Source organism: Paenibacillus amylolyticus (genome assembly GCF_047302515.1).
Classification (GTDB): Bacteria; Bacillota; Bacilli; order Paenibacillales; family Paenibacillaceae; genus Paenibacillus; species Paenibacillus amylolyticus_G.
The window spans coordinates 1005666-1032385 of record NZ_CP168019.1; the positions used below are offsets into that span (position 1 = coordinate 1005666).

Below are 26720 nucleotides of genomic sequence, written 5' to 3' on the forward strand. Positions count from 1 at the left end.
AAGGAATGAGTCGGCTCCATGGTTGAACAATGTGGGCGAAGTTTAATATAAAGGTTTGTACACATAGAGCACGATTAGCAACATGAACATCTAAATAAGGGTCAGATCAGACCCATTCATTTTAAATTGTTGAGGGAGGAAATTTTCGGATGAGCAAAGTAATTGGTATTGACTTAGGAACAACAAACTCATGCGTAGCAGTAATGGAAGGCGGCGAGGCTGTCGTAATTCCAAATCCGGAGGGCGCACGCACAACTCCATCCGTAGTTGGTTTCAAAAAAGATGGAGAGCGTGTTGTTGGTGAAACAGCAAAACGTCAAGCCATCACCAATCCGGATCGTACCATCATGTCGATCAAACGTCACATGGGTACTTCCCACAAGGAAACAATCGATAGCAAAGACTACTCCGCACAAGAGATCTCTGCAATCATCCTGCAAAAATTGAAATCCGATGCTGAAGCTTATCTGGGTCAAACGGTAACTCAAGCCGTTATCACTGTACCAGCTTACTTCAATGACAGTCAGCGCCAAGCGACTAAAGATGCGGGTAAAATTGCAGGTTTGGAAGTTCTGCGTATCGTCAACGAGCCAACAGCAGCAGCTTTGGCATACGGTATGGAGAAATCCGAAGACCAAACGATCCTCGTATATGACCTGGGTGGCGGTACGTTCGACGTATCCATTCTTGAACTGGGTGATGGCTTCTTCGAAGTTAAAGCAACTAGCGGGGACAACAAACTAGGCGGGGATGACTTTGACCAAGTGATCATTGATTACCTCGTAAGTGAATTCAAAAAAGATCAAGGCATTGACTTGAGTAAAGATAAGGCAGCGGTTCAACGTTTGAAAGATGCAGCGGAAAAAGCGAAAAAAGAACTTTCCGGCGTATTGACTACAACGATCTCCTTGCCGTTCATCACAGTTGCTGATGGCGTTCCACAGCATTTGGAGTTGAACCTGAGCCGTGCGAAATTTGAAGAAATCTCTGAAGGTCTGGTTGAGCGTACGCTTGAACCAACTCGTCGTGCATTGAGTGATGCGGGTATGACGCCTAACGATATCGACAAGATCGTATTGGTTGGTGGTTCCACACGTATTCCTGCAGTACAAGAAGCGATCAAAAAATTGACGGGTAAAGAGCCTCACAAAGGTGTTAACCCGGATGAAGTTGTAGCTTTGGGTGCTGCTGTACAAGCGGGCGTACTGACAGGTGATGTGAAAGACGTTGTATTGCTCGACGTAACTCCATTGTCCCTGGGTATCGAAACAGCAGGTGGCGTATTCACTAAAATGATCGAGCGTAACACAACGATCCCTACAAGCAAATCTCAAGTGTTCTCCACATATGCAGACAATCAACCAAGCGTTGAGATTCATGTTCTGCAAGGTGAGCGTGAGATGGCAGCAGGTAACAAATCGCTTGGACGTTTCATGTTGGGTGATATTCCACCAGCTCCACGTGGCGTTCCACAGATCGAAGTTAGCTTCGATATTGATGCCAACGGTATCGTTAACGTATCTGCAACAGATAAAGGTACGAACAAAACTCAAAAAATCACAATCACTTCTTCCAGCGGTTTGAGCGATGCTGAAGTTGAGCAAATGATGAAAGATGCTGAGTTGCACGCTGAAGAAGATAAAAAACGCAGAGAACTCGTTGAAGCGAAAAACAGTGCAGATCAATTGATCTACTCTGTTGACAAAACGATCAAAGATCTTGGCGAAAAAGCAGATGCTGGCGAAGTTGAAAAAGCAAATGCTGCCAAAGAAAAACTGCAAGGCGTTCTGGCTTCCGACAACCTGGAAGATATCAAAGCTGCTACAGAAGAACTGACAGAGATCGTTCAACAACTGTCCGTGAAATTGTATGAGCAAGCTCAGGCGCAAGAGCAAGAAGCACAAGGTACTGAAGAGCAACAAGGTTCTGCTAAACGTGACAACGTCGTAGACGCTGATTACGAAGTTGTGGACGAAGATAAAAAACAAAACTAATTCGTAGTTCTACGCGAATTAAACATCGGTGACGTTCGAATTAGAGGGAAAGTCATAGCCGGGGCTCCCGCGCTTTGGCTTTCCTTTTGTCACGATGTGCGATATGGTGAATGATATGGGGGTGGAAGAGTGGCTGAAAAGCGTGATTATTATGAGGTGCTTGGCGTTAGTAAAACGGCTAACGACGATGAAATTAAAAAGGCTTACCGTAAGCTTGCCCGTCAGTATCACCCTGACGTAAACAAGGCTGCTGATGCGGAAGCTAAATTTAAAGAAGTTAAAGAAGCTTACGACGTAGTGAGTGACGGTCAGAAGCGTGCACAATATGATCAATATGGTCATGTCGATCCGAATCAAGGTGGATTCGGTGGTGGCGGTGATTTTGGCGGCGGCGGATTTGGCGACATCTTCGACATGTTCTTTGGCGGCGGTGGCGGTGGACGACGTGATCCAAATGCTCCGCAACGGGGGAATGATCTGCAGTACACGATGACGATTGAGTTCAAGGAAGCTGTATTCGGTAAAGAAACCGATATTACGATTCCGCGTACCGAAGGCTGCGATACCTGTCATGGCTCAGGTGCCAAACCTGGAACGAAACCGGAAACCTGCTCGGTCTGCCAAGGTAGCGGTCAGCAGGAAGTCGTGCAAAATACACCGTTTGGTCGTATGGTTAATCGTCGTGCATGTTCGAACTGTAGCGGTTCGGGCCAAATTATCAAAGAAAAATGTACAACGTGCAGTGGTAGCGGTAAAGTTCGCAAGCAACGCAAAATCCATGTTCGCATTCCAGCCGGTGTAGATGACGGCGCGCAACTGCGTATGACAGGTGAAGGCGAGGGAGGCCTGCGTGGCGGACCAGCGGGAGATCTATATATTGTCATTCGCGTGAAATCACATGATTTCTTCGAGCGTGAAGGCGACGATATTTATTGCGAAATCCCACTTACCTTTGCTCAGGCAGCTCTGGGAGATGAAGTTGAGATCCCAACGCTCACCGAGAAAGTGAAGTTGAAAGTACCAGCTGGTACACAAACGGGAACGTATTTCCGCCTCAAAGGCAAAGGTGTACCACGCCTGCGCGGTATGGGGCAAGGGGATCAACATGTGAAAGTGGTTGTAGTTACACCTAGTAAGCTGAATGACGAGCAGAAAGATCTGCTTCGCCAAATTGCTTCGCTGGATGGAGAGCAAACACATGAGCATGAACAATCTTTCTTTGATAGAGTGAAACGCGCCTTCCGCGGCGACTGAGAATAAAATAAAGCAAGTTCAAAAGGACACCACAGCGGTTTTTACCGCGGGGTGTCCTTTTTTGTACACCTTTTTTTGTGGTTCAGTGGTTTTTGTGAAATCCATGAATTTATGCTACGAATAACGACAGCAATTTGTGGGAGCATTTCGGTATATTCTGAGCGAAATTGCGGAAAGATAGCATGGCGAGAATGATATGCATAGCTGATATGCGAGAAATTAGGGAAGCAGGTGAAGCGGATGACCGAGAAAAATATTTTGGCGTACTTTCACAGCCCGGAGCAGGCTCAAGGGGCAGCCAAAAAACTGGAGGCATTGCGAGTGGAGGACCTGTCAATTAATCGATTCAGCCGATATGCGGGTGTAGGACCAAGCGGGGCTTCCTACAAGCCGGGCGTTTCCGGCAGTTTTTCATCATGGGTGCCCGATTCGATGCAAACAAATGCCAGTGCTGGAATCATGGCTGCGGCGGATCCTTCTGCAAGCGGCATGAGTGATGGTGGACAGGGTGGACCTACAGGAAGAGATGTATTGCTAACTGTCATCGTAGATGAATCGGTACATCACCGCGCCATGTCCATAATCGAACAAGCCGGTGGAATGATCTAGTTTCAAGAAACCCATATAAGATGGACAGATAATTACACTTTAACGGAGAGTGTAGAACCAATCTGAAGAAGCGAAGCGTTCGCCTAAAAGCTTTCGCAAGAAAGCTACTTCGGAAGCATACGCTATCCCCGGATTTTCCCTTTGAAGAAGGGAATTAAAAAAAATCTGGGGATAACAGCGATCGGAGGATGGGACTACAATCGGAGTGTTACAGTGTAACACGTATTAGTTCATTTTAATTTGAAGGAGGAGCATTACAATGGCAGAACATGAACGTCCAGGCAAGATTTTAACGAAAACGGAAAAGATGAAACGTATGCAATCCGCAAAAAATGAGGACGTGGAATTCAGCGCTGAAGCTGCGGATCATGAAGATATAGAAGCACTACGCCGCAGTGAAGCGGCTGATCGACGTCAGGGACGGGAGCTTCATGACTGAAGATCGCTCGGCAGTGACCCTCGAAGCTGTTTTTACAAGCTGGACTGAGGCCGAGTCTGCACGCAGAGCCCTGGAATTGTTACACCCGAACCAATTGAGTATTGAGAGCCTTGGCAATGAAGCGTCTGCATTGGACTCAAACGATGTTACGGGCTCCGATAATTCTCCTACGGCTGTTGTCGGAGGATTTAGTGGCGAACTGAATGTACTTGCCCTGATTAGTGATGAAACGGAAATGTTGTCCAATGGTCAGGTGTATGATACACCTAAAGAGGACTCGGCAAACAGGCTAAAACAAGAAATTTTGCTGACCGTGTCCGTATCCAACGATTCGCTCCCGCAAGCCGCAGAGATGATCACGCAGAATGGTGGGCGTTTTTGCTAAGTGAGATTCAAATTATGTAAAATGCTGAAGTAAATGAAACAGATATGGTTGAATAGATGACAGGATATTCGAGCAGTCAGGCTGCGGATATCCTGTTTTGTTTTTCTTTTACTGGTGCGGCTTTGTGCTCTGGCTAGCTTGTGTAGTACAATAGTTGGGATGTTTGAAAAATGAGGAGGAAAAACCAAGTATGTTATGGCATGAACTAACAATACATACCACAGAAGAATCTGTGGAGATGATTTCGAATTTTTTACATGAAGCGGGTGCTGGAGGGGTTTCGATTGAAGAGTCCGGTACTTTAAATAAAAAACGGGACACGACATATGGTGAGTTATACGACGTTCCTTTGAATGATATTCCGGAAGGCTTTGCGGTCATCAAAGGGTACTTCTCCGAAGGTACGGATATGGTTGCATTACAGTCAGAAGTTCATCCGAGAATTGAGGAACTCTCCGAATTCGGAATTGATACAGGTGAGGTTCGTTATGAGACGCGTACAGTGGATGAAGATGACTGGGCAACAGCTTGGAAACAATATTTCAAGCCGGTACGTGTATCGGAACGTTTGACGATCAAGCCAACGTGGGAAGAGTATACGCCTGAAAGTCCGGATGAGAAAATTATTGAGCTTGACCCAGGCATGGCTTTTGGTACAGGAACACATCCAACAACCTCCCTCTGCTTGCGTACACTGGAAACGGTTATTCAGGGCGGCGAGGAAGTCATTGACGTAGGTACAGGTTCTGGGATTTTGGCTATAGGCGCGATTAAACTCGGGGCAAAACATGTGCTGGCGCTTGATCTTGATCTGGTTGCGGTAATCAGTGCCAGGGAGAATGTGGAACTGAACGGGCTGGAGCAACAAATTACGGTTAAAGAGAGTGATCTGTTGTCCGTCCTTGGGAGTCAGGACCCTGCACTTGGTGTACAACTGCCGGTTAAGGTTGTCGTGGCGAATATTCTGGCTGAGATTATTTTGTTGTTCGTAGACGATGTCTATAATGCGCTTGAGTCTGGTGGCACCTATATTGTATCCGGCATTTGGAAGAACAAAGAGCAGGTTGTGCATGATGCACTGGTAGCCTCCGGATTTGAAGTGAGTGCGATCCACCGTGATGAGGATTGGCTGGCGTTTGTAGCCAGAAGGGGGTAACGTATGGACTTTTGGAATTCGTTCTTTCGTTATCCGATCGATCAGCTTCCGTTTTTCCTGCTGACCATTCTGATCGCATTTACGGTGCATGAATTCTCGCATGCGTATTTTGCCAACAAATTCGGTGATCCGACAGCGAAGCTGTTGGGTCGGGTCACGCTGAATCCGGTTGTACACTTTGACTTGTTAGGTGTGCTGTTGCTCATTATTGCCGGCTTTGGTTGGGCACGTCCAGTTCCCGTTAATCGGGCTAACTTCGACAAACCTAGATTGATGGGCATCATCGTATCTGCAGCAGGGCCTCTGAGCAATCTTTTGCTCGCGATCATCGGTACAATCATCTATGCTTCACTGGTTGGTTCGGGAGCTCTCGGTGGGATTGATAATGAGCGGCTGCTGACAGCAATCACGACGTTTTTCGCTATCTTTAACTTAACCAACTTTTTCCTGTTCCTGTTTAACTTGATTCCGTTGCCCCCACTGGATGGTTATCGGATTCTGGAAGATGTAGTGCCACCTTCAATCAGCCGCAAGCTGCAAGGGGTGGAGCAATGGTCTATTTTTATCTTCCTATTGATTCTTGTTATACCTCCGTTGCAAAATGTGACGATTCAACCTTTGTATGAGTTTGCGCAAACGATGTATGTGGATCTGGCAAAGGTGATTATCGAATTATATCGCTAAAAGCGCATTGTTTATGGACCGGAATACTGGTCAGAAACACGTAAAAGTTGTATGATCATCTGTGGCGATTGGATTCACGCCTGCCATCAGGTGGGGTGAATTTCAATCATAACAGGACAGAATGGGTGGATTGACTAATGCAGCGATATTTTGTATCTGCAGAACAGTTTAATGAACACGCTGTGATTATCACAGGTGATGATGCACGCCATATTGGCAAGGTCATGCGTGGTAAACCTGGAGATAAACTGATTGTCAGTGACGGAAACTCCAGAGAAGCACTCGTGGAAATTGAGAGTATTGAAGTGGGCCAAGTTACTGCAAATATTATGGAACCTCTCGAGATGGACCATGAAGCACGGATTCGTGTAACCGTGGCACAGAGTTTGCCCAAGGGCGACAAGATGGAAACAGTCATCCAGAGATGTACTGAGATTGGGGCGGTATCATTTGTACCCTTCCTATCAGAACGTACGATTGTGCAATATGATGCCAAGAAAGAAGGCAAACGGTTGGAGCGGTGGCGGAAAATTGCCAAGGAAGCTGCCGAACAGAGTCACCGGAATCGCATTCCATCCGTCGAGCAGCCGCTTTCCTGGAAAGGGCTGTTATCTTCTTTTGAGGGCTACAGCCTGGTATGTTATTGTTATGAGAAAGAAAACGGTAAACAGCTGAGAGATGCACTGAAACCGTTTATAGAGCAGCTTGCACCTGATGCTAGTGCAGAAGTTTTGATCGTGGTTGGACCGGAAGGTGGATTTTCTGAGAAGGAGACGGCAGAGGCTGATCAGGCAGGTGCTGTATCTGTTGGACTGGGCAAACGCATTTTGCGTGCTGAGACAGCTGGAATGGCAGCACTAACTTGCGTGCTATATGAATCCGGAGAAATGGGAGGAATGTAATTATGCCATCCGTGGCGTTTTACACCTTAGGCTGCAAAGTTAATTTCTATGATACAGAGGCGATTTGGCAATTGTTCAAAAACGAAGGTTACGATCAAGTGGACTTTGATGAACAGACAGCGGATGTATACTTGATTAATACTTGTACAGTAACCAATACCGGCGACAAAAAGAGCCGTCAAATTATTCGTCGTGCCATTCGGCGCAACCCGGAGGCGATTGTGGCCGTTACAGGCTGCTACGCGCAGACTTCTCCGGCAGAGATTCTGGACATCCCAGGGGTGGATCTGGTTATTGGTACACAGGACCGTGACAAGATTTTGCCATATGTTAATGAAATTCAGGAGTCCCGTCAACCGGTTAACGCGGTACGTAATATTATGAAAACCCGTGTATTTGAAGAAATGGACGTACCGGATTTTGCTGACCGTACCCGCGCGTTCCTGAAGATTCAGGATGGTTGCAATAACTTTTGCACGTTCTGCATCATTCCGTGGTCTCGTGGTCTCTCACGCAGTCGTGAGGCGAACAGCATTATTCAACAGGCGCATCAACTCGTACACGCAGGATACAAGGAGATTGTTCTGACCGGTATTCATACAGGTGGGTATGGCGATGACATGGAGAACTATGATCTGACCGATCTGCTGTGGGATTTGGATAAGGTAGAGGGTTTGGAGCGTATTCGAATCAGCTCGATTGAAGCCAGTCAGATCGATGACCGCATGCTCGACGTGATCAAACGTTCGGATAAACTCGTTCGTCACTTCCATATTCCGCTGCAAGCGGGTGATGATACGGTGTTGAAACGCATGCGCCGCAAATATACGACAGAAGAGTTTTATAACAAAATGCTTCGCATTCGGGAAGCAATGCCTGATGTAGCGATTACAACAGACATCATTGTTGGATTTCCAGGTGAGACGGATGAGATGTATCGTAATGGCTATAAGTTGATGCGGAAGATCGGTTTTTCCGAAATGCATGTATTCCCTTATTCCAAGCGTACGGGTACACCAGCAGCACGAATGGAAGATCAGGTGGACGAAGAAGTCAAAAATGCACGTGTGCATGAACTGATTGACTTGTCTGAGCAGATGCAGCTGGAGTACGCTGAGCAGTTTGTTGGACAGGTACTGGATGTTATTCCCGAAGGTGAAGCCAAAGGCCGCGAGGGAAGTGGCAAGCTGCACGGTTATAGCGACAACTACATTCAACTGGTCTTTGATGGAACGATGGATATGGTCGGTAAAGTGTGCCGAGTCAAAGTGGTTGAAGCCGGCGTCAACGAGAGTCAGGCTACGCTGGTACGTGTGTTGGAAGAGAATCTTAAGTCCGCCGCGATGTAAATCGAGGCGTCAGAAACAAGGATTTCATTTCCTTGGGGAGCTTACCCGGGAGATGAGGTCCTTCTTTTGCAAAAAATAAGATAAAGATATCGAAGTTGATGGGGGAGAGCACGATGAACAAAAAAGAAATTTCAGCAGGCGGAGTTGTTTATAGAACAGGGGAAGACGGACGTCTTCAAATTCAGCTTATCGTAGATCGTTATGGTAAAACAACTCTCGCCAAGGGCAAAATGGAAGAGGGAGAAACAATCGAACAGACGGCACTGCGCGAGATTTTGGAAGAGACAGGTATGGTGGGTCGCATTGTAGAGCCGGTCGATATCATTGCTTACACGTACCAACATGCAGATTTTGGCCCGGTGGACAAGGAAGTTCATTATTATCTCGTTGAAGCCGAGAGTGGTGATCTACAGCCTCAGATTGAAGAAATCAAGGGTGTGGATTGGTATGCTCCGGAAGAAGCATGGTCCTTACAGCAGCAGAGCGGATATGATAATAACGATGATATCTTGCGTGTAGCCCTGAACAAGTTAGGCATTAACGTATAACGCATTATTGTTCGAGTCAGTTACCCGCGCGTTCTGTGTGTCAGGATAGGCAGATCATCAAGCCACGGGTGACTTCGCCGCGGGGGCGTGGACCGGTGGTTTTTTGTGCCAGATTGGCAAGTAACAGAATGGCAAAGCGAGCAGTGAACTGGTGATGTTAAAAAGGGTCTGGGCATGCGCAATCTGTGCCCCGTTGTCCGCTGACAGCCAGGCCGAAGCTGCATGCAGCTGGCCGATCAGCGGCATAAACAGCAGCGCTCCCGCAATGTTTAATACAACATGGGAGGCTGCGACAAATTTGCCTGCGGATGCTCCACCCGCGGCAGCAATCACAGCGGTGATGCAGGTCCCCACATTGGACCCGATCACAATGGCGATGCCGATCTCCACAGGTAATACCCCTGTGGCTGCCAGCGTAATCGCCATGCTAATGACAGCTGCGCTGCTGTGAATGAGCGCTGTCAGACAGGCACCTGCCAGGAAGCCCCACCACAAGCTGTCGGCCGAGCGGTCGAGAAACCATTGAAATACGCCCATGCTCCGCAAAGGTAAGGCAATGGATTGCATCACCTGAATACCTGTCATAACAAGTGCAAATCCGGCAGCTGCGAGGAAGCTGTACTGGATGTTAAACAGAGTCTGACGCGTGCGTTCAGGAGCGGCCAGATTGCGTTCACCAAGAACAACAAACATGGCCCAGCCCGTTAGCGACAGGACGAGTAGCGGCAGGGAAGCGCGTCCGATCTGTAGTCCCACCAGCTCTGTCGTCAGACATGTCCCGATGTTGGTGCCAAGGATGATGCCGAGTGTGCGTCCATAGGTAATTAATCTGGCATTAGCCAGTCCAATGGTGAGTACGGTGACCGCAGTACTGCTCTGCAATAGGGCCGTTGCACCTGCACTGAAGGCCATGCCTTTCCATGGAGCAGAGGTGGCACGATTGAGCCAACCTGCCAACATGGGCCCAGCCATGCGCTGCAAGGCCGTTTCCATCAGCTTCATGCCACCAAAAAAGATAATAAGCCCATAGAGTAGGGGCAATATAACATCTCTAAACATAGAAATATCATTCCTTCCGTCCGGTTCCTTAACTCATCCTATGAGTAAGAAAAGACAACCATGACAAGCCTAAAGGAATTCAGAGGGAAGCGACCTAAATTATCGGCCCCTCATTTCCAAAAGTCCGGAAATGCGTCTTAACTGCCCAAACACAATTCGAAAGATACGGTGATTCGTGCAAACGCAGCGAAGAAGACGAAATTGTTACCGAAGAAGCGGAGCGTGCGCCTTTGTCACCGGATTTTCCCTTTAAAAAAGGGAATCAAAAAAATCTGGAGACAACAGCGATCAGAAGATCGATTCGTAACCGGAACGTCACTTAACTGCCGCACCCCAATTCGAAAGATACGGTGATTCGTGCAAGCGTAGTGGAGGGGACGAAATCGAATCTGAAGAAGCGAAGCGTGCGCCTTTGTCACCGGATTTTCCCTTTAAAAAAGGGAATCAAAAAAATCTGGAGACAACAGCGATCGGAAGATCGATTCGAACCCGGAACGCCACCTGCGCGCCGCACCAAACCTATCTTTTGAACTATTAAATTAAAGGAAGTGGATCTACCTTGCCATCAGTCACACTCGAACGCAGTCGCAAAAAGCGGCTAGAACATGCACATCCATGGATATTTAACAATGAAATTGCCTCTGTTGACGGAAACCCGGAACCGGGAGATCTGGTCAATGTATTGAATCATCAAGGTCGCTATCTGGCGACAGGTTATTACAATCCTGCATCTCAGATCACTGTAAGGGTTGTAGCTTATCAACCACTGGAGTCCGAACAGATGGATATGGCGTTTTTTGCAGCGCGTTTTCGCGATTGCTTGCGTCACCGGGAACGTTTTATCCAGGATGGAGAGGCATACCGTCTCGTTTACGGCGAAGCAGATTTTCTACCAGGCTTGATCGTTGACCGTTTCGGTAGCATCCTCGTTGTACAGTTGCTTACACTTGGCATGGATCGTTGCCGTGAAGCCATCGTACAGGCACTCATTGAAGTAATGCAGCCGGAAGGCATATATGAGCGCAGTGATGTCTCGATTCGTGAACTGGAAGGTTTGGAGCAGACCAAAGGTCCGCTGTATGGAGAGTGCCCACGGCATGTCACTGTTACAGAGAATGGACTACTCATTAAAGTGGATATCGTGGAAGGGCAGAAGACAGGTTACTTCTTCGACCAACGTGAGAATCGTGCAGCCATCGAACCGCTCATGAAGGGTTGGGGCTACAAGAGTGGAATCACACTTCAAACGACTGAGCAGGATGGCACAGAGCAGCTCTTGCCTGTGAATAAAAGCGGTAAGGTAGTTACATTCCCATATTGGGATGGTGCCACTGTACTGGAGTGTTTCTCACACACGGGTAGCTTTACGTTGAATGCTTGCAAGTATGGAGCCAAAAAAGTGACTTGTCTTGATATTTCGGAGCATGCCATTGAGAGTGCACGAACAAATGTGGAACTGAACGGTTTCACTGACCGGGTCGAGTTCGTAGTTGCTGATGCATTCCAGTACTTGCGTGAACAAGTGAAAGGGCTGGATGAACGTACCACACGTGCACGTGCAGGCGAACAGAAAGTGGATACATCCAAAGCGCTTGCAGCTGGCGGTAAAACATTTGATGTGGTCATACTTGATCCTCCTGCGTTTGCCAAAACGAAATCAGCAGTTAAAGGTGCATGTCGCGGTTATAAAGATATCAACCTGCAAGGAATGAAACTGGTTAATGAGGGTGGATATTTGGTAACAGCCAGCTGTTCGTATCATATGCGTCCTGATCTTTTCTTGGACACGATTGCTGATGCAGCGGAAGATGCAGGCAAAGTGCTTCGTTTGATCGACTGGAAAGCAGCCGGTAAGGACCACCCGCAAATTTTGGGCGTGGATGAAGGACATTATTTGAAATTTGCTATTTTCGAAGTGCGCAGTAAAAAAAATTAATTGTATGATTTCCGTTCCAATCAAGTATAGATCAAGTCAAAAGTCCACAGTGTGATAGCTGCGGGCTTTTTGCTGTTTTGCTGTGTTAACGGAGATGATCTCCGGTTTTACCGGATAGTGGCAAACGTATGTTCCGAACCAAGTCAGATATGTTATACTGGGAATTAAAATCTTGTACGTGTGGTTTGGAGGATTAGACATGTCCGTTCGTTTTGTTATTGGCCGGGCAGGCAGCGGCAAAAGCTCGCTGATTACCCGGGAAATTACATCCCTGCTTCAAAAGGAGCCGCAAGGCACACCTTTGATTTTACTCGTTCCCGAACAGAGTTCTTTTCGAACAGAGCAGGCATTGGTGTCTTCTGGAGCAATTAAAGGTACCATGCGTGCAGAAGTGCTCGGCTTTCGCCGTCTAGCCTATCGTGTAATGCAAGAAGCAGGTGGTTCTGCTCGTATTCCGATCGGAGCCGAAGGCAAAAAGATGCTGCTCTACAAGGTCATCCAGCGCCGTAAGGAAGAATTAAAGCTGTTTGGTGCATCCGGCAGCCAGCTGGGTTTTATAGGCGAATTAAATGACTTATATAGTGAATTTAAACGTTATGAAGTTGATCCATCATTGCTGGAAGAAGGGCTGTCTGGAGGAATTACCTCATCGACTTCGCCGATTCTGGAGGACAAGTTGCATGACTTGAATCTGATATATCGTGACTATGAACAGGAATTGACCCATTTATATATTGATGATGAAGACACTTTGACCGAGCTGACAGATCGTTTGTCGGAAAGTGCATTGCTGCAGGATGCCCAGATCTGGATTGATGGTTTTCAGGGATTCACACCACAGGAGATGAGTGTGATCGGTCGGCTGATGTTGCAGTCCTCTTCCGTGACGATTGCACTGACATTGGATCGTCCTTATGATCATGGCGCACTGCCTGGAGAACTGGAACTGTTCTATCCCACGGCAAGTGCCTATACGCGTCTGAAAGGGATGGCTGACGAACTGGGTGTACCGAGCGATATAACCCTGCTAGATTCGGAGATTCCACCGAGATACAAGGATCGTCCGGGACTTGCTCATCTGGAGGCTGGTTTCGATCGCCGAATTCGTTGGAAAAGTGAAGGCCTTGATTCCGGAATCCGACTGGTTGCAGCGGAGAACCGACGAGCTGAGATGGAGGGAGCACTGCGTGAGATGCGGCGTCTGGCGCAAAACGAAGGTGCGCGTTATCGGGACATGGCGGTACTTGTCCGGCAGTTGGATACCTACGCTGATATAGCTGAACCGTTATTCAGGGATTATGACGTACCCGTCTTTCTGGACCGCAGAAGAAATGAACTTCATCATCCATTATCCGAGTTTATCCGTTCCGCACTGGATATTGTTCGGCGCCACTGGCGTTACGAGGATGTATTTCGTTGTGTCAAAACGGATCTGCTGCTTCCGCGTGATGGTTCCATCACTCGTGAAGATATGGACCAGCTTGAAAATTATGTACTGGCTTGTGGTATTCACGGGTATCGCTGGACTGATGGAAAACCATGGAAGTATGTACCAAGCCTGTCGCTGGAAGACAACGGTCAGGATGGCCGTAGTCGAGGACGGGACCAGATGCTTTCTCTAATGGAGAGCTGCCGAACGGTCATTACAGATTCCTTGGGTGCTTTTGAGAAACGAATGAAAAAGGCAAAGACAGCCAAAGCCCAGTGCGAGGCACTATACAGACTGCTGGAAGATGCTGAGATTCCATGGAAGCTGGAGAATATGTCTGCTGAAGCTAAGGCACAAGGTGACCCCGAACGGTCGAGAGAACATCGGCAGATGTGGGGAGCTGTGCTGGATTTATTGGATCAGATGGTCGATATGATGGGGAATGAACGGCTGGATATCACGCTGTTTGCCGGGATGATTGAGACCGGATTGACGGAACTGAAGCTGGGTCTGGTACCACCAGCACTTGATCAGGTTTTGGTGGGCTCCATGGACCGTACACGCCTTCAGGACATCAAATACGTATTTATCCTTGGCGCCGTTGATGGTGAATTACCCGCCGTACCTCAGGATGATGGCGTATTAACGGAACTGGAGAGAGCGTTACTGACGGATAGAGGCGTGGCGCTTGGACCAGGTGCAACAAGGCAGATGCTGGATGAACGTTTTCTGATCTACACGGCACTTACAGCGGCAAGCAGCCAGTTGTGGCTGAGTTATCCGGTTGCTGATGATGAGGGGAAAACACTGCTTCCTTCCGAGATTGTCCGCCATGTACGGAAGATGTTTGGTTTACAAGAACAGCCATTGCTTGCTCAACCGCCGGTTGCGAACTCGGAAGAAGCGCATTGGTCCTATGTCACCCATCCAGGACAGAGTCTGTCTACGCTCATTGGACAATTGCGCAAATGGCGCCGTGGAGAAGACATCCCTGAAATGTGGTGGGCGGTCTACAATTGGCATGTATCCCGAGAGACAAGCAGACCTCAGCTGGAACGGTTGATGGGATCGATCTTTTATCGTAATAGAGCATTACCACTACGTACAGCTACCAGTCGCAGATTGTATGGCACAGAGGTGAGGACGAGTGTTTCGCGAATGGAACGTTTCGTAGCTTGTCCGTTCTCCCATTTTGCTTCGCACGGGTTGCGTCTCAAAGAACGGCAATTGTACCGCCTTCAGGCTCCTGATATCGGACAGCTGTTTCATGCTGCACTAAGCCAGCTGGCTATGCGGTTGCGTGAAGAAAATCGTAGTTGGGGCAGTTTGACTCCAGACCAATGCCGTCAGGAAGCCGAGCAAACGGTGGAGCAGATTGCACCACAGCTGCAAGGGGAGATTTTGCTAAGCACCAAGCGATACGGTTATATTTTCCGCAAATTGAAGGACATTGTTAGCCGGGCATCCGTTATTCTTGGTGAACAGTCCAGACGTGGAAGTTTTGAACCGATTGGGCTGGAGCTTGACTTTGGACCGGATAAAACACTGCCGCCACTACGTTTTGAACTGGAGAACGGCTGTGTGATGGAGATCGTGGGTCGAATTGACCGTGTGGATGTCGCAGAAGGAGAGAATGGTCTGCTCCTGCGTGTCATTGACTATAAATCAAGCCAGACGGACCTTAAGCTGCATGAAGTGTACTATGGTCTGTCATTGCAAATGCTCACCTATCTGGAGGTGCTGCTTAGTGCTGCCGAGGAATGGCTTGGGGAAACGGCGATGCCGGGAGGAACGTTGTATTTCCACGTGCATAACCCACTGTTGCAATCCGCAAACGGCATGACATCAGAGCAGGCCGGACAAGAACTGCTCAAACGGTTCAAAATGAAAGGTTTGCTGCTGGCGGATCGGGACGCAATCGCTCAAATGGACAACACCCTGGATAAGGGGTATTCAGCAATTATTCCAGTTGCCCTTAAGGCGGACGGAAGCTTTTATAGCAGCGCCGCTGTAGCTACGCCAGAGCAATGGGATACGCTGCTTGCTTCGGTTCGCAGTAATATCCGTGAGATTGGTACCCGAATTACGGATGGGGATGTGGCCATTGAGCCTTATCGTATTCAGCAGGAAGTGGCGTGCACGTTCTGTCCGTATAAGCCTGTTTGTCAGTTTGATGAGAATATAGAAGGAAATGAGTATAACCTGTTGTCCAAACCGGGCAAACAGCAAATCTGGGATATGTTATCTCACACCAAGGGAGGGGAAACATCATGACGAATATGCCAAAACCGGAGGGTAGCTTCTGGAGTGATGACCAGTGGAGTGCCATCTCGGAAAGCGGAAAAGACATACTGGTTGCCGCAGCGGCGGGATCAGGCAAGACAGCCGTGCTGGTTGAACGAATTATTCGCAAGATCGCAGATCCCTCCCAAGGATACAGTGTGGATCGTTTACTTGTAGCTACGTTTACCAAAGCGGCCGCCGCCGAGATGAAACAACGGATTCGGGAAGCGTTGGAACGTGCGCTGGAAGAACAGCCTGGAGAAGAGCATCTGCGTAAGCAGCTGTCGCTGCTTGGACGGGCATCTATTACAACGCTGCATTCATTCTGTATGGAAGTCATTCGCCGTTATTATCAGCAAATTCCGTTGAACCCGGCTTTCCGTATCCTGAATGAAAATGAAGCGGAAATCATGCGGCAGGAACTGCTTGAAGAACTATTTGAGGAAAAGTATGGCGAAGAAGATGAAGGGAGTACATTCCGCGAATTAGTGGACTGGTTCAGTGGAGAACGAAACGATGATGCGATGCATCGACTGGTGCAACGTTTGTATGATTTCTCCCGCAGTCATTCCTGGCCGGATCATTGGCTCTCAGAGATGGCGTCTGCTTTTCAGGTGGAAAGTGTAGAGGCACTTGGACATTCAGCATGGGTTCAGAGTATTTTGCGTGATGCGGCTCTTGCTTTAAGTGGTGCAGCAGGATTGCTCCGTCAAGGCATTCATATTTCCATGCAGCCAGAAGGTCCGGCACCTTATGCAGATACGTTAAAAGAAGACCTGGTGATGGTAGAAGAACTGTTGTCTGCGGCCCAGGTTATGCCATGGGAAAGGTTGCCTGAAGTGTTTCAACCCGCTACATTTGGCAAATTGAAACCCTGCAAAAAGGATCAAACGGACCCGGCTTTACAGGATCAGGTGAAGGAACTCCGTGAGGCCGCGAAAAAGGCAGTTACTGACCTGAAAGGTTCATTGTTCGGGAGAAGTGCGTTTGCGTTCTGGCAGGAGTTGGAACAAGCGGCACCACTCATGCAGGAGTTGTCGAGGTTGGTTAGTACATTTGGAGAACGTTATCGACAGGCCAAACAGGAACGTGGGCAAGTTGACTTCAGTGATCTGGAGCATTACTGTCTTCACATTTTGCGACATGAGGATTCAACGCCTGAACTGTCGATGCCTTCCGATGCGGCTATGGAGTACCGTTCGCGATTCGATGAAGTGTTGCTTGATGAATATCAGGATACCAATACGGTTCAGGAAGATATCGTGAAGCTCATCTCCAGAGAAAACCCGGGTAACCGATTCATGGTCGGTGATGTCAAACAGAGTATCTACCGTTTCCGGTTGGCTGAGCCAGGTCTGTTTATGAACAAGTATCGCCAGTATGGAGCGAGCACACGTGAGGACGGAATGGTGGAAGATCGTCTGAATGGAACCGGTCAACGTATTGATCTTGCGCGTAATTTCCGCAGTCGTGCGGAAGTCGTGCATTCAGTCAATATGATATTCCGGCAACTCATGAACGAAGGTGTGGCAGAGATTGCTTACGATGAACGAGCTCAACTGGCATATGGGGCTACCTTCCCGTCAGAGACGCTTGGAGATGAGGCGTATACACCTGAACTCATGCTGATCGATCGTCAGGGAGGTGGTCCTGATCTGACGGAGAGTACGGATGAGAATGGGGATGCATCGGTCTCTGCAGAACTGGAGAGCGCCGAACTTGAAACAGCCCAGTTGGAAGCGCGGGCGATCGCAAGGCGTATTCGTGAGATGGTTGGGGATACGGACAAACCTGCCCTCCATGTATATGACAAAGCCCTGCAAACGATGCGCCCGGCACGTTACGGTGATATGGTCATCTTGCTGCGTTCGACCTTGATGTGGGCTCCGCTCATGATTGAGGAATTCAGACAGCAGGGAATTCCTGCTGGAGGAGAACAGAGCAAGGGCTATTTTCAGGCTACAGAAGTGGAAATCATGATGTCTCTGCTTCAGCTTGTTGATAATCCAAGACAGGATATTCCTCTCGCTTCCGTGCTTCGTTCCCCGATTGTCGGACTGGATGAAGAGGAACTGGCACAGATTCGGCTTGGTGACAAAAGACAATCATTCTATGATGCGGTTATATCGGCTGCGGGAGATTGGAGCGATTCCTCCACTAATGCTGTACAACAATCCTGGCAGGATAATCATCCTGATTCCAATATGGTCCAGTTGCAGTGGCCGGAAGCCTGGTCAGAGATGGAACAAGGACAGCGGGAAACAGCAGCTTCTGTTGAGGCAGAGATTCTGGACGATGTACACGAATTCGATGTGCATAGAGTGCAAACAGATGGAATGCAAGATGCTGGTGTTGCGGGACATGCAAGTGAGGATCTGGGCATAACGGAGATCTCAGGCTCGGAGTTACAGCAAAAGTTAATTCGTTTTATGCGTCAATTGGAGCAGTGGAGACTTGAGGCAAGACAAGGTAGTCTAAGTGAACTGATTTGGCGTATGTATCGGGAAACCGGTTATTTGGACTGGGTTGGTGGTCTTCCAGGAGGACTGCAACGTCAAAGTAATCTTAAGGCATTGTACGATCGCGCACGACAATATGAGGAATCAACTGCGAATCGCGGCTTGTTCCGTTTCCTGACCTATGTTTCCAGACTGCGGGAAAACGGGGGAGACCTCGGGACTGTAGCAAGTAGCTCTGGTGAGCAGGACAACGCCGTACGTATCATGACGATTCACCGGAGTAAGGGTTTGGAGTTTCCAATTGTCTTTGTCGGTGGCATATCCAAGATGTTTAATCAGCAGGACTTGAACGCACCGTTTCTAATGCATAAGGAACTGGGATTTGGCCCGAGGTTTGTGGATCGTGAGAACCGGGTTGCCTATCCTACATTAGCCAATCTGGCGATTCGTCGTCGTGCGCAATTTGAACTGCTTGCTGAAGAGATGCGTGTGCTGTATGTTGCGTTGACCCGTCCCAAAGAGAAAATGATTCTGCTGGGTACTGTAAAAGATGCCGCGAAAAAAGCGCTCGGGTGGTCTCAGGTCAAGGATAGCCCTGAATTGGCATTGCCAGACTATCTGCTTGCTGCTGGACGGAGTTACCTGGACTGGATTGGACCATCCCTGATGAGACATCCAGATGCGGCTGTGCTGCGTGAACTTGCTGGAAGCAATGATTCGTTCTCAGCTTGTCTTGCAGATGATCAATCACGATGGGCGATCTCTATTATTTCCGCCGATCAGGTATCCCGTGACCAGGTGGTAGATCAGACACTTGGGGAAGAAGACGGGATGACTGAGGTGCGGAAAGAACGAATTGCTGCACTAAAAGCCGTTCAGCCTGTTAAGTTGGTTACATCCTCAACAGTAGAAGAGCTGACGAAGAGTGCACAAGATTCGGCTAACCAAAACATTGGAGATGAAGGTGCAGATACAGTAGCTCTTCACCAAGAGGAGACACGGCTGATCAACGAGGTTGATCAACGACTTTCATGGACGTACCCCTATGAAGCAGCAACTCAAGTAGCAGCCAGTACATCTGTCACGGAGTTGAAAACGTTACTTGTGATGCAGGACATCCAGTCCGTAGAGGTGATGGAGGAACTGGGAGAGCAGTCCGAGAAATTATTGGATTATAACACCCCAGGAATCAATAACATTAAGGATGAAACAAGCCATGCTCATCGTGATGCATCCAGTGATTCTATTAAGCATGAGGCTGGGATAGGGTCAGATTCAAACCTTACGGTGAACGTTCCGGATGCGGGATCTGCGGGTACGTCTTTCAAACTGCACCTGCGTCGTCCGAAATTCATGGAAGCAACGCAGCTGACAGGGGCAGAACGGGGGAACGTGTATCATACGTTGATGCAACATCTTCCTCTAGATGGATCGGCCATTGATTCACAGCTTATTGAGCAGACCACTCAGCGTTTGGTAGAGCTTCAGATTTTGCTGCCCCACCACGTGGAGGCTATCGAACTCGAAGAACTGGTCGAATTTTTCGATACAGAACCAGGGAAAGAGCTGTTGCGTGCAGCGTGGGTAAAACGGGAGATTCCGTTTGTGTATGGACTTCCGGCACATCAGTCTCCAGTGGAATGGCTACATGAACGGGCAGCGAACTCAGATACACAGATGCTAAAAGAAGATAGCAAAATGCAGGCAACGATTGAAAATGAAACCGTGCTTGTACAGGGGATTATCGATTGTCTGTATGAGGTGGACGGCGAGCTTGTCTTGCTTGACTACAAGACGGATCGGGTATTGGAGCATCGTGGTGGTTTGGATGAACTCACCAAAAATTATCGCTTCCAGCTAGATCTGTATGGACGGGCCATTGAAGATATATTGGGTCGGAAAGTTGACCGGAAATGGCTGTACTTTTTTGATGGTGGATATGCAGTGAAATTGTAAAAGAACTGGATCGGAATTCAAAACCATGGATTTCATATGGGAGAGGGGTGGAACGGACGATGCGTATTTTGCATACAGGGGACTGGCATTTGGGAAAAACGCTGGAAGGACGAAGCCGACTGCGTGAACAGGAGGATTTCGTTGAAGAACTCGTCAGGGTCGCTGATGAGCAGCAGGCGGATGCCATATTGATGGCCGGAGATGTGTATGATTCGGTGAATCCTCCCGCAGCGGCGGAACAACTTTTTTATGAAGCGGCAGCACGTCTGACGGAGCATGGAAGACCTCTTGTGGTGATTGCAGGAAATCATGATCAGCCAGAACGTGTAGCTTCTGTAACTCCACTTGTGAACAGACAGGGCATTACACTCGTAGGGATGCCTATCTCAGAAGCGGTAACCATCCATGCAAAGCGAACCGGAGAAATTGCACAGATTGCAGCATTACCTTATCCTTCTGAAGCCAGATTGAATGAACTGCTGACAACAGATGGGGACGAAAATGTGCTTCGTCAGGCATACAGTCACCGGGTGGGCATGTTAATGCAGCGTCTGGCAGCTTCTTTTCGCCCGGATACCGTGAACTTGGCCATGAGTCATATCTATGTGCTCGGCGGACTTGAGAGTGATTCGGAACGTCCGATTCAGATCGGTGGGGCCTACACGGTGGACCCTTCATCTTTATCGACTGGTGCGCAATACACGGCACTTGGGCATCTTCATCGTGCACAGGCTGTCAAAGGAGACGGTGTGATTCGATATAGCGGTTCTCCTCTCGCCTACAGCTTCTCGGAAGCAGGGCAGAGCAAGTCTGTCACGATGGTTGATCTGGCGCCGGGTGGAGCAGCACAGGTAGAAGAAGTTTTGTTAACGTCCGGGCGTCCGCTTGTGCGTTGGCAGGCGCGTGGTGGTCTGGCAGAAGTATATCGCTGGCTGGATGAGGGACGTGATCCGCAGGCTTTTATCGACATGGAAGTGTGGCTGGACGAGGCGATGTCCCTGAAGGAGATTCAGCAGCTGCGAAAATCACATGAAGGTATCATCCATATTCGCCCGGTGTATCCCGAGATGGCTGCAGCAGGACTTTTGGAGCAACGATCCGAGCTACCTGTACATGAACTGTTCCGTAAATTCTATCAGCGTCAGACCGGTGGCGCACAGCCGGAAGACAGCCTGGTACAGCTGTTCCTGGAACTTGTCGATGAAGATGAGCCGGGTGTGCGTGAGGAGGTTGAGGAAAGATGAAGCCGATTCTATTAAAAGTTGCCGGACTGCAAAGTTATCGGGAGATGCAGGAGATTGATTTTACCGTGCTGACAGAGACGGGGCTATTCGGTATTTTCGGTCCAACGGGTAGTGGTAAATCTTCCTTGCTCGATGCCATCACACTCGCCATGTACGGAAAAGTGGAACGCGCGGTGAACGGGACGCAAGGCATTATGAATCATGCAGAGGATTCATTGTCGGTTGCTTTTACATTTGAACTGATGTCGGCGGAAGGCACTCGGAGGTTCCGGGTAGAGCGACGTTTCAAACGAAATAATGAAGTGTCGGTGAGTAACACGATCAGCAAATTCATAGAGACGGTTAATGGCGAAGAACAGGTACTTGCCGACAAATTGGCAGATGTGAATCGCTGTGTTGAAGATGTGATCGGTTTGAAGATGGATGATTTTACACGGGCAGTGGTGCTTCCGCAAGGAAAGTTTGCCGAGTTTTTGTCACTCAAAGGCAGTGAACGTCGCCAGATGCTGCAACGATTATTCCATCTGGAGAAGTATGGGGACCAGTTGGCCATCAAATTAAGTCGGCGGGTCAAGGATAATGATATGGTTTACCAATCTCTTGCTGCGGAGCAACAGGGACTGGGCAATGCCAGCAAGGAGACGCTGGAAGAAACGAAACGTCTACTTCAAACCGCTGTTCAGCAGTCTGAATTGTCCCGCAAAGCGCTGGATGAAGCTGCGAAGGAAGCTGAACAACTGGGCAAAATTCGTGAGTTAAGTAACGAACGGCAGGCTCGGACAGATGAACAGCAGAAGCTGAAAGCACTGGAACCACAGATAGAGGCAGGCGAACAACGGCTGAAACAATCCGTTGTGGCAGATGCGATACTGCCTGCGTTGCAGACGGTTCGAGATGCCACGGCTACACAGAAGCAGCGGCAGGATATCGCGGAGTCAGCTCATCAGCAAGCATTGGAACATGAGCGTCTGGCTGTTCAGGAAGCGGAGAAGGCTGAGACGGCACGCAAGCAAATGACTGAGGAAGAACCGAAACTTTTGCTGCGCCTGGAGCAACTCGAACAAGCAAAAGAGCTGCAACGGGAACGGGACGGGCTTCAGGCCGATTGCTCGCGCCTCGCGCAGTTGCTGGAACAGGGGCAGGGCGAACAGACTGCGCTGGGACAGCAGCTTGAGAAAGAAAAGGAATTGCAGCAGCGCGGACGCAAAAGGCGTGAGGAACTACAAGAGAGCCTCAAGCCAAATGAAGTGAAGTCAGAGGAACGCAGGCAACTTCAGGCTGCGCTTGAACTGAAACATCGTGTGGATACTGCCGCGGAGCAGTTGCAGCAAAATAAGGCTGACATGCAAGCCTATAAGCAGTCGGCAGAACAGGGAGCCGACAAGCTGAAGGCGGCGGCTGAGGAAGAAAAACGCCTGAGTGATCAGCGTCAGCATCTGGTAGAACAGGCGTCAGCAGGTCTTGAGGCCTTGCTTGCCTGTGAGCAGGATATTAGCCGCGAACAAAGCCTGCTGGCCCTTGCGGAGGAACAGCTGCGTGGCACGATGCGTGAGCAGGAGCTGCACCGGCTGTCCTCCGCTTTGCGCGCCGAACTGCACGACGGCGAGCCATGCCCGGTGTGCGGCTCGCCGCATCACCCGCTCCCGGCTGCGCCGCCGGGAGAAGGTCCGCACGCAGGCGACGCGGACCTGGAACTGCTGCGCAGCCTGCACGCGGAGCTGCAGGAGCTGCGCTTTGGGCTGCGCCAGCAGCTGCACGAACGTCGCAGCCTGCTGACGCAGCTTGGCGCTGCGGCCGGCGAAGCTCCTGCCGCAGCCGAGGCCGCGCCTGCGGCAGCGGAGCCCGAGCCCGCCGGGTCGCCCGAACACGGGCGCTCCCCGGCAGGCTGGGCATCGCGTGCCGCTGCGCTGCGCGAAGCCGCGCAGGCGCTGGCTGCCGCAGCAGCGCCACTCCAGGCCGAAGCCGCCGCGTTACAGCAGGCGACTGTAGGCGCGCAGCAGCGCCGCATGGAAGCGGCAGCTGCGCAAGAGGCCGGCCGTGCCGGGCTCGCCCAGGCGGAGCGCAAGCTGGCCGAGAGCGAGGCCGCAGCGGCTGCCTTGCAGGGCCGCTGGGCCACGGAACTGTCGGGCATCGCTCAGGAGGAGGCCAAGGCCCTCTATCAGGCGATGCAGGAGCGCGATGCGCGCGCCGAAGACATCAAGGAACGTCTGAACAAAAGCGTGACGTTCCTTGAGGAAAAAGACCAGATCATTCAATCTCTCCAGCAGAAGCTGGTGGAATTGGACAAACAACTGATTCAGTGGCAAACGCAGTGGCAGGGCAACAGCAAACAGCTGACCGAGAAAGAAGAACGCTTGCGCCAATGGGTAGGGGAGCAGCGAGTAGAAGATCTGATTTCTGCGGCTCAGGCTCGTCTGGGTGGAATGCGGAAAACAGCTTCGGACTCGGCGCAACGCTTCAAAGAAGTGGACACGCTGAAGCAGGAATCAGCCAAGAAAGACGTTATGGCTCAGCAGGCAGCTGCCTCGGCCACAGAACATCTGCAACAGGCACAGGAACGGTGGAAACAATTGCTGGAAAAATCCCCGTTTGACTCGGATGATGCTGTTGTATCCGCGGCAATTCCTTCACAGGAAGCAGAACGACTGGCAGGAGAGATCCAGCAGCACCGTGAACGTGAGCGTGAACTGGCATCCCAGTTGCGTGAATTGGAACAAAAGCTGGGTGGTGCTGTCGTATCGGAGGAACAGTGGTTAGCCTGCACCGAACGTTTGCAGCAGGTCCGAATTGAGGACGAGGCTGCCCTTCGTGCCAAAGCACGTGCAGAACGTGATTTGGAGGATGTGGAACAGCGACATGTTCGCTGGACCGAACTGGAGAACAAGCGGGTGGAAGTAAGCCGTCAAGGCGAACTGCTCAGCAAACTGCAATCCGCGTTCAGAGGCAATGCTTTTGTTGAGTATATTGCCGAAGAACAACTGATGCAGGTTAGTCATGCGGCATCTCAGCGTCTGCGCTTCCTGACCAAACAGCGTTATTCACTGGAGGTGGATTCCGGTGGTGGTTTTGTGATCTGTGATGATGCCAACGGGGGAGTCAAACGACCGGTATCAACGTTGTCAGGTGGCGAGACGTTTTTGACTTCGTTGTCACTGGCCTTGGCACTGTCGGCCCAGATTCAGCTGCGAGGTCAGTACCCACTCCAATTCTTCTTCCTGGATGAAGGGTTTGGTACCCTTGACCCTGAGTTGTTGGATACCGTCATTACTTCTTTGGAAAAATTGCATGACGACCGATTGGCTGTTGGTGTAATCAGTCACGTGCCTGAACTACGTGCACGCTTGCCGCGCAAACTTGTGGTGATTCCGGCAGGTGAAGCCGGAAACGGCTCACGTGTGGTCTTGGAGACCCTGTAGAGGGCAATGTGTAAGCAATATAGATCATAGAAGCGCCTCTAATAGTCCAAGCAAAATGAATATTAGAGGTTGTTCAAAAAGTCCGCCTTTGATTACGAATGGTGCCTAGCGGCATCATCAACATCGAATATGGAATTCAGCCGAAATAAGTAGGGCTTACGAAGGTTGTTTCCTTCGGAAACATTGCGGTTGCTCACGTAGCTCTATCTATGCTCCGCTACTTCATTTCTAGCTTTATCCCGTCTTTTTGGTACTGAAAACCGCCCTTTTTAAACACGCACTATTACGGAATGTTATTTTTGTGAAAATAATTCTTTTCTTGCTTTTATAACTTAGCGGAGTGAGTTACATCACAGATACAGGTTCATCCCGCTGTTATACTACAGTTAAGCCGACAAACTTTATTTAAGTACCCCGGCGGACATCTGATCAGGACGTTTCCTGAATAGATGTCCGCGCAGCAGACTTCCAAGGAAGCCGCTCACGGGGTGCTTCTTTTTTTGTGTTTTTTCGTCAGTAGTGTCAATTCGCCCAGTTCTGAATACCATGAAAAGGTGATCAAGAGCTGAATCAGGGAGGCGTTGGCAATTGGAAAAAGTGGAAGCAAAGAAAATATGTAAGGAACACATGCACCGTTATGTATGTGTACAGATGAATGATGGTATGCACTATGATGGCATTATGGAAAATGTGGATGACGAAATGATCTACCTGGCTGTTCCCGTTGGACCGGAAGCCATGGTGAATCATGCGAACTGGGCTCCAAATGCAATGCCGGGAGCAAACTATCCGATAGGTCATACTCGTGGATTTTATCCAGGTTACGGCTACCCTACACCTTATCCGTATTATGGTTATGGCCGTAGACGTTTTAACCGACTGGTGCTCCCGTTATTTGCGCTTACAGCGTTAACCCTTTTACCGTACTATTGAAATTAGAAAAAACAGTCATAATTAAAGTGACACATTCTTATGCACCTATGGGCACCCTATGAAAATCCTTGAAATTAACAAGTTGAGGATGGATGTTTCATTCACGGTACCGTACAGCATAAAATAGAGAGGTCTTATCACATACAGAGTCTCAGCCTGATGTATCGCAACAGTCATTGCAATACAACTGGCAACATACCGAATATCCAAAAAGGTCATGCCTGTGCAGAAGCGAAATTCTGTAAGGCATGACTTTTTTTGAACCTGATTAGTGTAAGATCGAAGATGAACTGGTAGCACATAACGTGTAATAAACATCATGAAAGCAGAACCTGACCTGAACGTGTCTGCAGCAGCAAATCGGCGTACCGCATCCTGAGTATGCGAGAACGTGCCTATGTGAGAGCGAACGATCAGGACACTGAAAAAGCTTTAATTCTCTATTCCGATAAAAAGCATCGATTCGTGTGGAATCGATGCTGTTCTCTTGCCCACGGTTGGAGGAGCGGAACTTGATACACGTTATCACCGAATAAAGAGCCGCTATCAGCATTTTTTTCAGGGTATTTTGGGAAATAACGTGCCTGATGTTCCTAATAATTTCAAATGAGGGCCTGAACGCCAAATAAGACGTCCTGTGTTCCTTAGAAAATCGTCCACTACACCTTCTCCAAGATCAACCAGC

At 49.3% G+C, this 26720-nt stretch carries 17 protein-coding genes; 16 read left to right on the plus strand and 1 reads right to left on the minus strand.

The annotated features are described in order from the left end of the window. The first annotated feature begins 149 nt into the window (after positions 1-149). From dnaK to ACDJ59_RS04395, 10 genes are all read left to right on the plus strand, one after another. Entirely contained in the window at positions 150-1994 is a 1845-nt protein-coding gene (gene dnaK, locus ACDJ59_RS04350; protein WP_076328115.1) for a molecular chaperone DnaK, read from the plus strand. A gap of 129 nt (positions 1995-2123) precedes the next feature. Next, complete coding sequence (gene dnaJ, locus ACDJ59_RS04355) at positions 2124-3248, plus strand: molecular chaperone DnaJ (RefSeq protein WP_036615086.1); 1125 nt, start codon at positions 2124-2126, stop codon at positions 3246-3248. Between the two features lie 240 nt (positions 3249-3488). After that, the gene (locus ACDJ59_RS04360; protein WP_017687219.1) at positions 3489-3857 is read left to right on the plus strand and encodes a hypothetical protein; all 369 of its coding nucleotides are present in this window, start codon (positions 3489-3491) and stop codon (positions 3855-3857) included. Positions 3858-4116: 259 nt separating this feature from the next. Next, positions 4117-4296, plus strand: a complete 180-nt coding sequence (locus ACDJ59_RS04365) for a YfhD family protein (RefSeq protein ID WP_017687220.1) — start codon at positions 4117-4119, stop codon at positions 4294-4296. Further along, positions 4289-4681 carry a hypothetical protein gene (locus tag ACDJ59_RS04370; RefSeq protein WP_211080824.1) on the plus strand — a complete coding sequence of 131 codons (393 nt, stop codon included), beginning with the start codon at positions 4289-4291 and terminating at the stop codon, positions 4679-4681. The genes ACDJ59_RS04365 and ACDJ59_RS04370 overlap by 8 nt, the downstream gene beginning before the upstream one ends. A gap of 190 nt (positions 4682-4871) precedes the next feature. Beyond that, positions 4872-5837: a 50S ribosomal protein L11 methyltransferase gene (prmA, locus tag ACDJ59_RS04375; protein WP_413407796.1), complete on the plus strand. Its 966-nt coding sequence runs from the start codon at positions 4872-4874 to the stop codon at positions 5835-5837. 3 nt (positions 5838-5840) lie between these two features. Continuing rightward, a complete protein-coding gene (locus ACDJ59_RS04380; protein WP_253502023.1) occupies positions 5841-6521 on the plus strand; it encodes a site-2 protease family protein in 681 nt (226 codons plus the stop codon). 137 nt (positions 6522-6658) lie between these two features. Beyond that, entirely contained in the window at positions 6659-7423 is a 765-nt protein-coding gene (locus ACDJ59_RS04385; RefSeq protein WP_413407797.1) for an RsmE family RNA methyltransferase, read from the plus strand. Between the two features lie 2 nt (positions 7424-7425). Further along, a complete protein-coding gene (gene mtaB / locus ACDJ59_RS04390; protein ID WP_413407798.1) occupies positions 7426-8772 on the plus strand; it encodes a tRNA (N(6)-L-threonylcarbamoyladenosine(37)-C(2))-methylthiotransferase MtaB in 1347 nt (448 codons plus the stop codon). A gap of 113 nt (positions 8773-8885) precedes the next feature. Continuing rightward, entirely contained in the window at positions 8886-9320 is a 435-nt protein-coding gene (locus ACDJ59_RS04395) for an NUDIX hydrolase (protein WP_091028391.1), read from the plus strand. Positions 9321-9377: 57 nt separating this feature from the next. Here the strand turns inward: ACDJ59_RS04395 and ACDJ59_RS04400 are convergent, their stop codons facing one another. After that, the gene (locus ACDJ59_RS04400) at positions 9378-10379 is read right to left on the minus strand and encodes a Na/Pi cotransporter family protein (RefSeq protein ID WP_017687227.1); all 1002 of its coding nucleotides are present in this window, start codon (positions 10377-10379) and stop codon (positions 9378-9380) included. A gap of 559 nt (positions 10380-10938) precedes the next feature. Here ACDJ59_RS04400 and ACDJ59_RS04405 point away from each other — a divergent pair. From ACDJ59_RS04405 to ACDJ59_RS04430, 6 genes are all read left to right on the plus strand, one after another. Beyond that, positions 10939-12315: a class I SAM-dependent rRNA methyltransferase gene (locus ACDJ59_RS04405; RefSeq protein WP_413407799.1), complete on the plus strand. Its 1377-nt coding sequence runs from the start codon at positions 10939-10941 to the stop codon at positions 12313-12315. A gap of 199 nt (positions 12316-12514) precedes the next feature. After that, entirely contained in the window at positions 12515-16018 is a 3504-nt protein-coding gene (addB, locus tag ACDJ59_RS04410) for a helicase-exonuclease AddAB subunit AddB (RefSeq protein ID WP_413407800.1), read from the plus strand. Then, the gene (addA, locus tag ACDJ59_RS04415; protein ID WP_413407801.1) at positions 16015-20442 is read left to right on the plus strand and encodes a helicase-exonuclease AddAB subunit AddA; all 4428 of its coding nucleotides are present in this window, start codon (positions 16015-16017) and stop codon (positions 20440-20442) included. Before addB ends, addA begins: the two co-directional genes overlap by 4 nt. Positions 20443-20501: 59 nt before the next feature. Continuing rightward, the gene (locus ACDJ59_RS04420; protein ID WP_413407802.1) at positions 20502-21686 is read left to right on the plus strand and encodes an exonuclease SbcCD subunit D; all 1185 of its coding nucleotides are present in this window, start codon (positions 20502-20504) and stop codon (positions 21684-21686) included. Then, positions 21683-25102 (plus strand): AAA family ATPase, encoded by a 3420-nt coding sequence (locus ACDJ59_RS04425; RefSeq protein ID WP_413407803.1) that lies wholly within the window; start codon positions 21683-21685, stop codon positions 25100-25102. Before ACDJ59_RS04420 ends, ACDJ59_RS04425 begins: the two co-directional genes overlap by 4 nt. Before the next feature lie 588 nt (positions 25103-25690). After that, a complete protein-coding gene (locus tag ACDJ59_RS04430; RefSeq protein ID WP_036674796.1) occupies positions 25691-26035 on the plus strand; it encodes a hypothetical protein in 345 nt (114 codons plus the stop codon). Positions 26036-26720: the final 685 nt, after the last annotated feature.